At 40.1% G+C, this 14,684-nt stretch carries 7 protein-coding genes, 2 tRNA genes, 3 rRNA genes and 1 riboswitch; of the genes, 8 read left to right on the top strand and 4 right to left on the bottom strand.

Going from position 1 to position 14,684, the window contains the following annotated elements; genetic code table 11:
- Nucleotides 1–20 precede the first annotated feature (20 nt).
- A riboswitch (cobalamin riboswitch) is annotated at nucleotides 21–155 on the bottom strand.
- A 181-nt stretch (nucleotides 156–336) separates the two neighbouring features.
- Together AO058_RS14325 and acs are read left to right on the top strand one after the other, a co-directional pair.
- The gene (locus AO058_RS14325) at nucleotides 337–561 is read left to right on the top strand and encodes a hypothetical protein (protein ID WP_075327157.1); all 225 of its coding nucleotides are present in this window, start codon (nucleotides 337–339) and stop codon (nucleotides 559–561) included.
- Between the two features lie 268 nt (nucleotides 562–829).
- Nucleotides 830–2,737, top strand: a complete 1,908-nt coding sequence (acs, locus tag AO058_RS14320) for an acetate--CoA ligase (RefSeq protein ID WP_075327156.1) — start codon at nucleotides 830–832, stop codon at nucleotides 2,735–2,737.
- Between the two features lie 75 nt (nucleotides 2,738–2,812).
- Here the strand turns inward: acs and AO058_RS14315 are convergent, their stop codons facing one another.
- The 4 genes from AO058_RS14315 to AO058_RS14300 form a co-directional block, all read right to left on the bottom strand.
- On the bottom strand, nucleotides 2,813–3,475 hold the full coding sequence (locus AO058_RS14315; protein WP_075327155.1) for a 3'-5' exonuclease: 663 nt from the start codon (nucleotides 3,473–3,475) through the stop codon (nucleotides 2,813–2,815).
- On the bottom strand, nucleotides 3,475–5,403 hold the full coding sequence (locus tag AO058_RS14310; RefSeq protein WP_075327154.1) for a DUF294 nucleotidyltransferase-like domain-containing protein: 1,929 nt from the start codon (nucleotides 5,401–5,403) through the stop codon (nucleotides 3,475–3,477). Before AO058_RS14310 ends, AO058_RS14315 begins: the two co-directional genes overlap by 1 nt.
- 44 nt (nucleotides 5,404–5,447) lie before the next feature.
- The gene (locus tag AO058_RS14305; RefSeq protein WP_075327153.1) at nucleotides 5,448–6,524 is read right to left on the bottom strand and encodes a DNA topoisomerase IB; all 1,077 of its coding nucleotides are present in this window, start codon (nucleotides 6,522–6,524) and stop codon (nucleotides 5,448–5,450) included.
- Between the two features lie 140 nt (nucleotides 6,525–6,664).
- The gene (locus tag AO058_RS14300; RefSeq protein ID WP_075327152.1) at nucleotides 6,665–7,753 is read right to left on the bottom strand and encodes a M42 family metallopeptidase; all 1,089 of its coding nucleotides are present in this window, start codon (nucleotides 7,751–7,753) and stop codon (nucleotides 6,665–6,667) included.
- A 105-nt stretch (nucleotides 7,754–7,858) separates the two neighbouring features.
- Here AO058_RS14300 and AO058_RS14295 point away from each other — a divergent pair, with 105 nt between their 5' ends.
- From AO058_RS14295 to rrf, 6 genes are all read left to right on the top strand, one after another.
- Nucleotides 7,859–8,551: a DUF4294 domain-containing protein gene (locus tag AO058_RS14295; protein ID WP_075327151.1), complete on the top strand. Its 693-nt coding sequence runs from the start codon at nucleotides 7,859–7,861 to the stop codon at nucleotides 8,549–8,551.
- Nucleotides 8,552–9,237: 686 nt separating this feature from the next.
- Nucleotides 9,238–10,767 (top strand): 16S ribosomal RNA (locus AO058_RS14285).
- A gap of 111 nt (nucleotides 10,768–10,878) precedes the next feature.
- A tRNA-Ile gene (locus tag AO058_RS14280) sits at nucleotides 10,879–10,952 on the top strand.
- Between the two features lie 190 nt (nucleotides 10,953–11,142).
- Nucleotides 11,143–11,216 (top strand) — tRNA-Ala (locus AO058_RS14275).
- A gap of 242 nt (nucleotides 11,217–11,458) precedes the next feature.
- Nucleotides 11,459–14,295: ribosomal RNA gene (locus tag AO058_RS14270) — 23S ribosomal RNA — on the top strand.
- Nucleotides 14,296–14,456: 161 nt separating this feature from the next.
- Nucleotides 14,457–14,565 (top strand): 5S ribosomal RNA (rrf, locus tag AO058_RS14265).
- Together the 16S, 23S and 5S rRNA genes with 2 tRNA genes alongside form the textbook arrangement of a ribosomal RNA operon.
- The last annotated feature ends 119 nt before the right edge of the window (nucleotides 14,566–14,684 follow it).

The following is a 14,684-nucleotide window of genomic DNA, read 5'->3' as shown; positions in this document are numbered from 1 at the left end:
CATTTACTTTATATGCGAAAGCAAAAGTCAGCCCGGTTGGGAAGGTAATCTGGCTTGTAGAAAAGTCTACTTTACAGTTGCGCAACAGCTCATGATTCTCACATGATTCCCCTTGTTTATTACAAAATGTAATACCCGCCGGTATGATTTTACAAAAGTAAAGTTATAAGGAATTTGCGGTGGTTTTATAAAAACAGCTTTGAGTTATAAACATAGTTTTTCACAAGTTAAAGTTTCGGTAAAAAGAAGAGATCAAAGAAAATAGTGAGGTTGCAGGCATAGTCTTTGCCTAGTAAAGGATGCAGTATTTGCTAATCAATCGAAAAAAATGTAAAAATGAGACTTATAAATTTACAGCGCACCGATGATGCATATGTTGCGAAAGCTGAAATTACTTTAAAAGCTTTTGGAGTCGCTTTGGGGCAGAAATCTAAGATTTATATCAAGAAACAATCTGAAAACGAATGGAGAGAGAAAAAAACAAATAAAAAAGTCTCTTCCAGGGAAGCCACTCATTTAAATAAATGGCTAAGCGACCACCAAAAATTTGTAGAGCATTAATCTTTTTGCCTTTTCAAAAGGTCTTCTATCTTAAAAAAATCAGTTTTCTTTATTTTGAAATTAAAAATCAAACAAGCGCTTTATTGAGTTTGCTTCTAATTTTTATACAAAAATTTCTATTCTATTAAACTTCCCGTAAAAACTTCAAAAAGCCCAATATTAACGGGATTTGGGTATTTGGTTTCCGAAGGTTTTTATAAATTGCAGAAAAGATATTTTATATTTTTCATTATTAACCCACATAACCATCAACATATTTATTTAAGTTATGAGTAATTATCATATTAAGAATTTAGAGGAATATTTTCAAGTTTATAGAAAATCGGTAAGAGATCCACAAAACTTCTGGGAAGAGATAGCTGAAGAACATTTTTCCTGGCAGAAAAAATGGGATAATGTGCTAAGCTGGGATTTTAATAAACCTGAAGTAAAATGGTTTGAAAATGCTAAACTTAACATTACCGAAAATTGCATAGATCGTTACCTCTTTAATAGGTCTGACAAAACGGCAATTATTTGGGAGCCTAACGATCCTGAAGAAGAAGCGCAACATATCTCTTATGGAGAACTTCACAAAAAAGTAAACAAGTTTGCAAATGTTTTAAAAGCTAAAGGAATTGAAAAAGGCGATAGGGTTTGTATTTACTTACCAATGATTCCTGAACTTGCCATAGCAATGCTGGCTTGCGCAAGAATTGGCGCGATACACTCTGTAGTCTTTGCCGGTTTTTCTTCAAAAGCTCTCGCTACCAGAACCAATGATGCAGATTGTAAAATGCTAATTACTTCTGATGGTTCTTACCGTGGCAACAAAACAATAGATCTTAAAGGAATTGTAGATAAAGCCCTGGAAGAATGCCCCGGTGTTGAAAATGTGCTAGTAGCTAAACGCCTGGATTCTGATATAGAAATGAAAGAAGGGCGTGATGAATGGCTTCAACCCTTATTAGATGAAGCTTCAGAGGAATGTGAAGCAGAAACTATGGATGCTGAAGATCCTTTATTTATTCTATACACTTCTGGCTCTACAGGGAAACCAAAGGGAATGTTACATACCACAGCCGGTTATATGGTTTATACGGCTTATACTTTCAAAAATGTTTTTCAGTATAAAGAAGACGATGTTTACTGGTGTACGGCAGATATTGGCTGGATTACCGGTCATTCCTATATTTTATATGGTCCACTCGCGAACGGCGCAACTACCGTAATGTTCGAAGGTGTTCCTTCTTATCCAGATGCCGGAAGATTTTGGGATGTGGTAGAGAAACATAAGGTGAATCAATTTTACACTGCACCAACAGCAATTAGATCTTTAGCCAAAAGAAATATTGAATTTGTAGAAAGCCACGATCTTTCATCTTTAAAAGTGCTTGGAACTGTTGGGGAACCTATTAATGAGGAAGCCTGGCACTGGTATAATGATAATGTAGGAAAAAATAAAAGCCCTATTGTAGATACCTGGTGGCAAACCGAGACCGGCGGAATTATGATTACCCCAATTCCTTATGTAACTCCGGTAAAACCAACTTATGCAACTTTGCCTTTTCCGGGAGTTCAACCGGCTTTAATGGATGAAAACGGAAATGAATTAAAAGGAAATCAGGTAGACGGAAGATTATGTATTAAGTATCCGTGGCCAGGGATGGCCAGAACAGTTTGGAGAGATCATGAACGTTATAAGACAACTTATTTCTCTACGTTTGAAAATATGTATTTTACCGGTGATGGTGCTTTAAGGGATGAAGTTGGTTATTATAGAATTACCGGTAGAGTAGACGATGTTATTATAGTTTCAGGACATAATTTAGGTACTGCTCCTATTGAAGATGCTATAGACGAGCATCCAGCGGTAGCTGAAACTGCTGTGGTTGGGTTCCCACACGAAGTAAAAGGAAACGCACTTTATGCATTTGTTACTTTAAAAGAGGTAGGAGAGTCCAGGAATCAGGATAACCTTAGAAAAGAAATTCTTCAACAAATAGTAGATAAGGTTGGCCCAATTGCCAAACCTGAAAAAATACAGTTTGTAAGCGGACTACCAAAAACTCGTAGTGGGAAAATTATGAGAAGAATTCTAAGAAAAATCGCGTCTAAACAAACCGAAGATCTAGGAGATACTTCAACATTATTAAACCCAGAAGTTGTAGAGAAAATTATGAATAATTCTTTATAAGAATTATTCTCAAATTTCATGAATATTTAAAAATTCCAGGCCTCACAGGTTTTCAAATCTGTGAGGTTTTTTTTCTTAAATCCGGAATAATTTTTTAAGATTCAGTTTTCTATCGGTATTTAATTTACCAAGTATAGTAAGAAAAGCAAGGGCTGTAATAAAAGCATCACCGGCCGCGGTGTGACGGTCTTTAGTGTCTATATTGTATGTTTCAGCAATTTCGTCTAACGAATAACTTTTTTCACGGTTAATAAGATTTGAAATTATTCGGGTTCCGCGATATAAATTTACCGTATCCAAAACCTTATTTTTCAGCCTGGGTAATCCCATTCGGGATAAAGCTTCATTAACCACCCCCACATCAAAACCTGCGTGATGAGCCACCAGAACCGAATTCCCAATATATTTTAAAAATGCTTTCACCGCTTCTTCTTCTGAAAGTGTTTTAATTCTTTCATTTTGAATAATTCCATGAATTTTCACCGTTTTAGGATTAAAAGTTTCCTGTAAAATATACTCTTCAAATCCGTCAGCAATATTTATAGATTTATTTTCAATACCCACAGCACCAATAGAGAGCATTCTGTCTTTTTTTATATCGAAGCCAGTGGTTTCAGTGTCAAAAACAACAAATCTAGTCTCGGAAATTTCTTCTGGAAGTTTTTCCTGAAATTTTGCTTCATAGTCCTTCCAAAAATCTGGAAGATTATCAGGTTTCTTTTTTAAAAAATCCAACATTAGATATAAGGAGTTACTTCAAAACGGTATTTTATTAATTCCTGCACCTGCCTAATACTTTTAAAACAACGTTTCAGTTTAATTTTTTCTTCTTTACTTAAATTTTCCAAATCAATAAATCTCCCGCTATTTCTATTTTCCAAACCGTGCTGGGTTCTAAATTTTAGTAAAACCTTAGAAGCATAAGCACAAGCCAGGAAAAGCTCTTTGTTATTAGGTTCCAGCTGTGCCAGTTTTTCAAAGCGTTCTGCCGTATTGCTAATATTTTTAACCTGGTGATATAAAATAAGGAGTCTGCCAGCATCAGTCAAGGGCGTAATACCTCGTTTTTTAATATCAAAGAAATCTTTATTTTCCCCGTCTTCTTCTAATAAAAACTGCCTGAAAAAACCAAGGGGAGAAGGATTTCTTAAAGTTGTAGCTCCCATTACCGCATAAAACTTCCTATTGTCTTTGGTAAGGCTAAAAATATGATCGGCCAGCGCATTAGATAAATATACATTTCCGTAAGAAATATCAAAATCGAAAAATATTGAGCAAAGTAAAATTTCGTCGTTTCCCGGGTCTATAATCCAATTGGTAAACTGGTCTTTCCATTCACTTAAACTAAGGCAATATTTTGGGTTTTTCGCCATCATTTCAGCAGGGCAAAATTCGTAACCTATTATGTTTAGCCGCTTGTTAACTTTTCTTGACAGTTCCAGAAAATAAGCCCTGGTTTCTTCCAGTTTTTCTTGCGGAACATCTTCAAAAATAAGCGCATTGTCCTGGTCGGTTTGTAATAGTTGTTCCTTTCGTCCCTGGCTTCCTAGAGAAATCCACGTAAAATCGCAGGGCGGGGGAGTAGGTAGTTTTTTAATACAACGTTCAATGATGCGTTTTATGGTTGCATCATTCAGTTCAAATATAATTTTTGAAATATGGTTTAGCGGAATATTAGCAGCAAGAAACCCACGCAACAATAAAGTAATTTTATGTCGAATTTTCTTTAATTCGTTTGTGCTACTGCTTCGTTGAATCGCTTTCATTAAAACCGAAGGATTATGACCTTCTGAAACCATAATATCATGTTCCGAAAGGATTCCTACTACTTTGGTATTCGGCGTTCCATCTTCGGTAATGCAAATATGATTAATATGGTGTTTCATCATGGTGAGCTGCGCCTGGGCGATGGTTAATCCCTGCGGATAACAAATTACCGGAGATGCCATAATCCTTGAAACTGGAGTATCAATTCCAAATGCGCCCGTAGCCACCATATCTCTAAAATCTTCATCGGTAACAATGCCTTTGGGAATATTTTCTTCAACCACTAATACCGATCCAACTTTCTTTTTGCTCATAAGTTGTGCGGCTTTTTTAATAGTGGTTTCAGGTGAGGTCATGACCACTTTTCGGGTAACCGGAGCAGGCTGAAGTTCAAAAAGATTATTGTTTGGTTTATACTGATTTTCTACCGGTTCTTTATCTGAAATTAATTTCCCTTTATGAGCTTCAGCATAAGGGTTACGGGTGTTGGAAGCAAAGCTCTGAATCAGGAAGTTCCCAACTTCTTTATTTTCTTCTGTAAGCGGTTTAAATTTCTTTATGGGGATTGCGTAAAGAATGGTTTCTTCTTCTGCAATAGCATTAATAAGATAGTTTTCTTTAGCAAATAGGGGCCTGAGGCCAAAAATATCACCTTCGTCACATTTATCTATGGTTTCTCTTTTTCCTTCATTATCCCGTTCTAAAGAAATTGCTCCTTTATTTACTACATAAAAACGTTTGTGCCCAATATCGCCTTCAGTAAAAAGTAATTTTCCTTTTTCAAGATATTTTACTTTTACCTGTTGTGAGATCATTAATAAATCTTCCTTTTTTAAAAGGTTGAATGGCGGATAGTTTTTAAGGAAATCTGCTATTCGGGAAGCAATGGTGTTCTTCATACCGCTAATTTAAAGAAAAATGAATAGCTGTTTTTCTTTGAATTTTAAATATTTACTTCGTAATCTTTAATCATATTGAGAATAACTTTTTCAGTTTCCGAAAGGGAAATATAATCTTGCTTTTCTTCAGCTTTAATTTTATCAAAATAAGGCGCAATTTCCCCGGTTTCATAAGAATTTATAATCTTTGGGTGTACATAATAACTTCTACAAACGGCACGGGTATTTCCCAAACCTTTTGCCGAAGCATCAAAAGCCTGGAGCAGGTTCTTTTTATTCTGTTTTTCTTCTTCGATATAGCCAAGTTCACGCAGTGTTTCAAAAAAAATCTTGGTAGCGCTCCAGGTTCTAAAATCTTTAGCTGAAAAGAGATCGCCGCTAATTTCGTGAATATATTCATTAATCATCCCGCTATCTATTGCGTGCTTATCGCCATTTTCGTCGTAGAATTTAAAAAGTTCCCAACCCGGAATTTCCTCACATTGGTTTACAAGCTTTATTAGCTTTTTATTTTTTACGGTCACCGCATGTTCTTTACCTTTTTTACCTATAAATTCAAATTTTATCCTGTTTTTATAAGTTTTTACGTGCCGGGTTCTAAAAGTTGAAAGTCCGTAGGTTTTATTTTTCCTGGCATAATAATGATTTCCGATTCTAATATGGGTTTCTTCCATAAGACGAAGAATAAGGGCCAGTACTTTTTTACGACTCATTTCAGGTAAATCCAGGTCTTTATCTACTTGTTTTCTTATTTTAGGCAGGTTTTCTCCAAAGGCCGCCATTTTAAAGAATTTGGTTTCATTTCTTAATTTGCTCCAGGTAGGGTGGTAAATATATTGTTTCCGGTTTTTTTCATCGCGGCCCACAACCTGTAAATGGCCATTTTTTAAATGTGTAATTCTAACTTCTTTCCAACCCGGCGGAATTACTAAACTTTTTATTCGTTCTAGTGTTTTTTTATCTTTTACACGTTCTCCTTTATAAAAATATGAAAATCCCCGGCCTACTTTTTTTCGGTTAATAGAAAGGTGTTCTTCAGAAACGTAAATTAGGTTGGCAAAATCTATAGCCTGGTATGGATCTGAAATAAAATTATTTATTTCTTCCGGAGAAATGGTCATTTTTCTTTTTCACTAAATATAATTGGAAAAAAGGCCGGGCTATAATAAAGAATTGTGAAAGTATCTATAATTAAATGACAAAGCCCTTTTCGGAATTTCTTCTGAAAAGGGCTTTTCTCAATATAAAGGAGACTAATTATTTAATCAAAATAACTAAAACTATCTCCATCCTTTATTTTTAGAACACTTTCGTAAATTAATTTAATAACATTTTCTACATCGGTTTTATGTACCATTTCCACTGTAGTATGCATATATCTTAATGGAAGCGAAATTAAAGCTGAAGGAACCCCGCCGTTACTGTAAGCAAAAGCATCAGTATCGGTTCCAGTAAACCTTGAATTCGCCATACGCTGAAACGGAATTTCTTTTTCCTGGGCGGTGTCAATAAGTAATTCCCTTAATTTATTTTGAACCGCAGGAGCGTGGGCAATAACAGGGCCGTGACCAATTTTAGTATCGCCGGTTTTCTTTTTATTTATCATTGGCGTATTGGTATCGTGAGTAACATCGGTAACAATAGCTACGTTTGGCTTAATACGGTGGGTGATCATTTCTGCTCCCCTAAGTCCAATTTCTTCCTGTACCGAGTTGGTGATATAAAGTCCGAAAGGCAATTTTTTACCATTCTCCTTTAGTAATTTTGCAACCTGTGCGATCATAAATCCGCCCATACGGTTATCCAGGGCCCGGCAAACAAATTTATTTTCATTAAGTATAAAAAATTCATCAGGGTAGGTAATTACACAACCAACGTGTACGCCCAATTCTTCAACTTCATCTTTACTTGTACACCCAACATCTATACAAATATTATCTATTTTTGGAGACTGCTCTTCATCTTTATCACGAGTGTGAATTGCCGGCCAGCCAAAAACACCTTTTACTATTCCTTTTTTAGTATGTATGTTGACACGTTTTGATGGCGCTATTTGGTGATCGCTACCTCCGTTTCTTACCACGTAAATAAAACCCTCATCGGTTATATAATTTACGTACCACGAAATTTCATCAGCGTGTCCTTCTATTACAACTTTATATTCGGCTTCAGGATTTATAACACCAACCGCGGTCCCGTAGCTATCTGTGAAGAAATCATCTACATAAGGTTTTAAATAATCCATCCATAATTTCTGCCCTTCAGATTCGTAACCCGTTGGTGCCGCATTGTTAAGGTATTTTTCCAGGAAATCTATAGATTCCTTATCAAGTATACTGTCTTTGCTCATAGTTTTGAATTTTCACGAATTTAATAAGAATTAAATGTATGGCAACTCATTATTGATTAATTTTGGAATGATTTTAGTAAGATAGGATAGGTAAATAATGAGCAAATGCTTAGAAAGTTTTTTTTAATAATATTCTTTATAGCCTTTAGTCTTTCCGGACTTTTTGCACAGGAAAACTTTCCTGCTGAAGATACTTTGCAAAAAAAATACATGATTATTACCGGTGATACGGTGCCAAGGGAGAGTATAGATCTTAATGAAGTAGTAATTTTAAAAAAGCTTCATTTTAATAGTCTTGCTGAAAGAAAGCAATACCTTATATTAAGGAGAAAAACCCGGAAGGTTTATCCTTATGCCAAATTGGCTTCAGAAAGATTAATAGCACTTAATTCCAGACTGGAGGAAATTGATTCCCGATCTGCGCAAAGAAAATATACAAAGATTGTTCAGGACTATATAGAGGATGAATTTTCTGCGGAATTAAAAAAGCTTACCCATACCGAGGGACAGATTTTGGTAAAGTTAGTACATAGACAAACCGGTACCACTGCTTTTAACCTTATTAAAAATTTAAAAAGTGGTTGGCGGGCTTTCTGGTACAATACCACGGCTAGTTTATTTGAAATATCTTTAAAGGAAGAATTTGATCCCAGAAATAATCATGAAGATTATTTAATTGAAGATATTTTGCAGCGTTCTTTTGTGAATGATATATTAGAACCACAGGCTACTGCTTTAGATTTTGAATACGTAGAACTCACCGATAAATGGAGTAAAAGACCTGGTAGGTTAAATTAACTTTTGTCTCCCCAATATTTCTTTAAATTTTTTATCTTACAAGTTCCTTTTATTGAGAAGTTTAGGAATTGGTTTTAAGATTTCTTTAAAAAATTATTATTTGGAGCTTGCGGGGGAATAAAACAGCAGTATATTTGCACCCGCTTTGGGACACAACGAGGGTTGGGAAGTAAAGTGGGAAGTTCATTACATATTGGGATACGGTGATTTTTTAAGGAAATAAAAGCTTAAAAAAATAAAAGTAAAAAAACTTATTTTTTTACTTGCCAGAATCAAAAGAGGGTGTATATTTGCAGCCGCAAAAACAGCGAAGGTTTTTAAAGAAAACGGGAGTTGTTTTTAAAGTTCTTTTGAGAATGGAAAGCTTTAAAAAAAAGTCAAAAATTTTTCTAAAAAAGATTTGGCGGGTAAAGAAAAAGCATTGTATATTTGCAGCCGCTTACAGCGGAAACAAGTTCCTAAAAAATACTGAAAAGAAATCCCGGGTGGGTGAGATAGAGAGAGGTTCGAGTCCTTTAATTTCGACAAGAATATCCCGAGTAAAATTGGGGAAGTTCATTGATTTATTGAATTGACAGCGCGTACATTTTTTGAGAGAGAAATGATACAAATAATTTAGAATTAAGACTAGAGAAGTCATCTTTGAGTACAGACGATTTGATTGTTGTAATTATATTTAAGAAACAACGATGAAGAGTTTGATCCTGGCTCAGGATGAACGCTAGCGGCAGGCCTAACACATGCAAGTCGAGGGGTAACAGGGAAGAGCTTGCTCTTTCGCTGACGACCGGCGCACGGGTGCGTAACGCGTATACAACCTACCTTTTGGAGGGGAATAGCCCAGGGAAACTTGGATTAATGCCCCATAGTATGGGAATATCTCCTGATATTTTCATTAAACATTTATGGCCATTAGATGGGTATGCGTCCTATTAGTTAGTTGGTAAGGTAACGGCTTACCAAGGCAGCGATAGGTAGGGGTCCTGAGAGGGAGATCCCCCACACTGGTACTGAGACACGGACCAGACTCCTACGGGAGGCAGCAGTGAGGAATATTGGACAATGGGCGAGAGCCTGATCCAGCCATGCCGCGTGCAGGAAGACTGCCCTATGGGTTGTAAACTGCTTTTACAGAGGAAGAACCACTCCCACGTGTGGGAGTTTGACGGTACTCTGCGAATAAGGATCGGCTAACTCCGTGCCAGCAGCCGCGGTAATACGGAGGATCCAAGCGTTATCCGGAATCATTGGGTTTAAAGGGTCCGTAGGCGGGCAGTTAAGTCAGTGGTGAAAGTCTTCCGCTCAACGGGAGAACTGCCATTGATACTGATTGTCTTGAGTTATTATGAAGTGGTTAGAATGAGTAGTGTAGCGGTGAAATGCATAGATATTACTCAGAATACCGATTGCGAAGGCAGATCACTAATAATATACTGACGCTGATGGACGAAAGCGTAGGTAGCGAACAGGATTAGATACCCTGGTAGTCTACGCCGTAAACGATGGTTACTAGCTGTTCGGCCCGATTAAGGGCTGAGTGGTTAAGCGAAAGTGATAAGTAACCCACCTGGGGAGTACGTTCGCAAGAATGAAACTCAAAGGAATTGACGGGGGCCCGCACAAGCGGTGGAGCATGTGGTTTAATTCGATGATACGCGAGGAACCTTACCAGGGCTTAAATGTAGTCTGACAGGAGTGGAAACACTTTTTTCTTCGGACAGATTACAAGGTGCTGCATGGTTGTCGTCAGCTCGTGCCGTGAGGTGTCAGGTTAAGTCCTATAACGAGCGCAACCCCTGTGGTTAGTTGCCAGCGAGTAATGTCGGGAACTCTAGCCAGACTGCCGGTGCAAACCGCGAGGAAGGTGGGGATGACGTCAAATCATCACGGCCCTTACGTCCTGGGCCACACACGTGCTACAATGGTAGGGACAGAGAGCAGCCACTTCGCGAGAAGGAGCGAATCTACAAACCCTATCACAGTTCGGATCGCAGTCTGCAACTCGACTGCGTGAAGCTGGAATCGCTAGTAATCGCATATCAGCCATGATGCGGTGAATACGTTCCCGGGCCTTGTACACACCGCCCGTCAAGCCATGGAAGCCGGGGGTACCTGAAGTCGGTCACCGCAAGGAGCCGCCTAGGGTAAAACTGGTAACTGGGGCTAAGTCGTAACAAGGTAGCCGTACCGGAAGGTGCGGCTGGAACACCTCCTTTCTAGAGCAATGCACTTTAAGTGCAACGCGCAATAATCAAAAGGGAAGTTCTTAAAGACCTTTTTTGGTCTTGATTCTAAGCTGTCGATTTAATATTTAAAGAATAAAGGACAGTCTCATAGCTCAGCTGGTTAGAGCGCTACACTGATAATGTAGAGGTCGGCAGTTCGAGTCTGCCTGAGACTACGACGCGCTAAGGCGCAGTTCAAAGTTAAAGGTTCATAGTTCAAAGTAATTTGAATTTGAGACAACAACGTTCATTACAAATTGAAAGGAAATTTTAGAAGTTGGGAAACCAGTTTAGAGTACGCAGTGAGCAGTACGCAGTACAGTTTTAACTGAATACTGAATACTAATTAACTGCCAACTAACAAACGGGGGATTAGCTCAGCTGGCTAGAGCGCCTGCCTTGCACGCAGGAGGTCATCGGTTCGACTCCGATATTCTCCACGATTCCTTAAGATCTAGGGGAGATAGGTAATACAAACATCAGGAAACGCGAAAGCATATTCGTTTGTTTGCCATTGATTTTAGGTTGCTTAAGAGGAAAAAAGTTCATTGACATATTGAGAAACAAAGAATACGAGAAAACTACAGTTATAGGATGTAAATTTTATAACGAGGTAAATTAATTAAATTAATAGAATATATTGTGATTTAAGGTCACGAGAAATTCGAGCATAAGCAAGAAGCATACAAGCTAGATAAGGGCGTATGGGGAATGCCTAGGCTCTCAGAGGCGAAGAAGGACGTGATAAGCTGCGAAAAGCTGCGGGGATTGGCACATACAAGTTGATCCGCAGATATCCGAATGGGGCAACCCACTATACTGAAGGTATAGTATCCGCAAGGAGGCAAACCCGGAGAACTGAAACATCTAAGTACCCGGAGGAAGAGAAAACAATAGTGATTGCGCTAGTAGCGGCGAGCGAACGCGCATTAGCCCAAACCATAAGGTTTACGGACCTTATGGGGTTGTAGGACCACAACATTTGTTGCAAACAGAATTAGAACAGGTTGGAAAGCCTGGCCATAGACGGTGACAGCCCGGTATAGGTAAAGAATGCAATGATAGTGGTATCCTGAGTAGTGCGGGGCACGAGAAACCCTGTATGAATCCGGCGGGACCATCCGCCAAGGCTAAATACTCCTGAGAGACCGATAGTGAACCAGTACCGTGAGGGAAAGGTGAAAAGAACCCTGAACAAGGGAGTGAAATAGATCCTGAAACCATACGCTTACAAGCGGTCGGAGCCCTTTAGGGGGTGACGGCGTGCCTTTTGCATAATGAGCCTACGAGTTACCGTTTCCAGCAAGGTTAAGCAGTTCAGCTGTGGAGCCGTAGCGAAAGCGAGTCTTAATAGGGCGAATTAAGTTGGTAATGGTAGACGCGAAACCGTGTGATCTACCCTTGGGCAGGTTGAAGCTGTGGTAACACATAGTGGAGGACCGAACCCGTTGACGTTGAAAAGTCTTGGGATGACCTGAGGGTAGGGGTGAAAGGCCAATCAAACTCGGAAATAGCTCGTACTCCCCGAAATGCATTTAGGTGCAGCGGTATAATAGTTTTATAGAGGTAGAGCTACTGATTGGATGCGGGGGCTTCACCGCCTACCAATTCCTGACAAACTCCGAATGCTATAAAATGTTTTATATCAGTGAGGGCATGGGTGCTAAGGTCCGTGTCCGAGAGGGAAAGAACCCAGACCATCAGCTAAGGTCCCCAAATATATGTTAAGTTGAAGAAACGCGGTTGGACTGCCCAGACAGCTAGGATGTTGGCTTGGAAGCAGCCATTCATTTAAAGAGTGCGTAACAGCTCACTAGTCGAGCGGTCCGGCATGGATAATAATCGGGCATAAACATATTACCGAAGCTATGGATTTCATATTTAGATATGGAGTGGTAGGGGAGCATTGTAACAGAGATGAAGGTGTACTGCGAGGTATGCTGGATTGGTTACAAAAGAAAATGTAGGCATAAGTAACGATAATGCAGGCGAGAAACCTGCACACCGAAAGACTAAGGTTTCCCCAGCTATGCTAATCAGCTGGGGGTTAGTCGGGACCTAAGGCGAACCCGAAAGGGGTAGTCGATGGACAACAGATTAATATTTCTGTACTTGCCCCACGTTAAAGCGGACGGAGGCGAACAGTTGGTGCGTGCTGACGGAATAGCACGTTGAAGGGAGTGGTAACACCCCGATAGTACACAAAAGCTTCGGCCGGCGTGATAATCCAGCGAATCGACTTCCAAGAAAAGCGAGTGGTGGCAACCCGTACCGTAAACCGACACAGGTAGTTGGGATGAGAATTCTAAGGTGCTCGAGAGATTCATGGCTAAGGAACTAGGCAAAATGGGCCCGTAACTTCGGGAGAAGGGTCGCCCCGCTTTAGGCGGGGCCGCAGTGAAGAGGTCCAGGCGACTGTTTATCAAAAACACAGGGCTCTGCTAAATCGAAAGATGATGTATAGGGCCTGACACCTGCCCGGTGCTGGAAGGTTAAGAGGAGATGTTAGCTTCGGCGAAGCATTGAATTGAAGCCCCAGTAAACGGCGGCCGTAACTATAACGGTCCTAAGGTAGCGAAATTCCTTGTCGGGTAAGTTCCGACCTGCACGAATGGTGCAACGATCTGGACACTGTCTCAGCCATGAGCTCGGTGAAATTGTAGTATCGGTGAAGATGCCGATTACCCGCTACGGGACGAAAAGACCCCGTGCACCTTTACTATAGCTTAGTATTGACTTTGGACAAGTGATGTGTAGGATAGGTGGGAGACTTTGAAGCGCCGTCGCCAGGCGGTGTGGAGTCATTGTTGAAATACCACCCTTTACTTGTTCGGAGCCTAACCTCATTAGATGAGGGACAGTGCTTGGTGGGTAGTTTGACTGGGGTGGTCGCCTCCAAAAGAGTAACGGAGGCTTCTAAAGGTTCCCTCAGCACGCTTGGTAACCGTGCGTAGAGTGCAATGGCAAAAGGGAGCTTGACTGAGAGACATACAGGTCGATCAGGTACGAAAGTAGAGCATAGTGATCCGGTGACACCGCATGGAAGGGTCATCGCTCAAAGGATAAAAGGTACGCCGGGGATAACAGGCTGATCTCCCCCAAGAGCTCACATCGACGGGGGGGTTTGGCACCTCGATGTCGGCTCGTCACATCCTGGGGCTGGAGAAGGTCCCAAGGGTTGGGCTGTTCGCCCATTAAAGTGGCACGCGAGCTGGGTTCAGAACGTCGTGAGACAGTTCGGTCTCTATCTGTAGTGGGCGTTAGAAATTTGAGTGGACCTGATCCTAGTACGAGAGGACCGGATTGGACCAACCTCTGGTGCACCAGTTGTTCCGCCAGGAGCATTGCTGGGTAGCTACGTTGGGAAGGGATAAGCGCTGAAAGCATATAAGCGCGAAACCCACCACAAGATGAGATTTCTTTAAAGGACCGTGGGAGACGACCACGTTGATAGGCCATAGGTGTAAAGGCAGCAATGTCATAGCCGAGTGGTACTAATAATCCGTAAAGCTTGATGCGACGCTTCCTATCCTGCAAGGGATGGGAAGCACTTGAATGCTTTTACCGCAGTATTTTCTTTATTCTTTGTTTCTTATATATGTCAACTTATTAGGTATGACATCTAGTAGGGAACAGGGCATTACTGCCCACTGGTTACTGAACACTGCATACTAAAGACTTAAGGTGGTTATGGCAACGGGGCTCACCTCTTCCCATTCCGAACAGAGAAGTTAAGCCCGTTAGCGCAGATGGTACTGCTATTTGTGGGAGAGTATGTCACCGCCTTTTTTTAGAAGACCCTTACATTAAGTTGTAAGGGTCTTTTTTTGTTTTAATAAGTTTGGGGCTGAAGTATACTCAGGCTCAGAAGTACCCCGTCAGTAATCTTTTCAGGTTGTTATATTGTG

The sequence above is a fragment of the Salegentibacter sp. T436 genome (assembly GCF_001932675.1).
GTDB lineage: Bacteria > Bacteroidota > Bacteroidia > Flavobacteriales > Flavobacteriaceae > Salegentibacter > Salegentibacter agarivorans.
Note: the sequence above shows the minus strand (reverse complement) of the source record. Positions and strands in the feature narration are given on the sequence as shown.

Excerpts from the sequence above, each read along its gene's own strand:
- AO058_RS14300 (WP_075327152.1), bottom strand. The coding sequence starts at position 7,753 with ATGAGCAAAGACAGTATACTTGATAAGGAATCTATAGATTTCCTGGAA.
- AO058_RS14310 (WP_075327154.1), bottom strand. The coding sequence starts at position 5,403 with ATGAAGAACACCATTGCTTCCCGAATAGCAGATTTCCTTAAAAACTAT.
- acs (WP_075327156.1), top strand. The coding sequence starts at position 830 with ATGAGTAATTATCATATTAAGAATTTAGAGGAATATTTTCAAGTTTAT.
- AO058_RS14295 (WP_075327151.1), top strand. The coding sequence starts at position 7,859 with ATGCTTAGAAAGTTTTTTTTAATAATATTCTTTATAGCCTTTAGTCTT.
- AO058_RS14315 (WP_075327155.1), bottom strand. The coding sequence starts at position 3,475 with ATGTTGGATTTTTTAAAAAAGAAACCTGATAATCTTCCAGATTTTTGG.
- AO058_RS14305 (WP_075327153.1), bottom strand. The coding sequence starts at position 6,524 with ATGACCATTTCTCCGGAAGAAATAAATAATTTTATTTCAGATCCATAC.
- AO058_RS14325 (WP_075327157.1), top strand. The coding sequence starts at position 337 with ATGAGACTTATAAATTTACAGCGCACCGATGATGCATATGTTGCGAAA.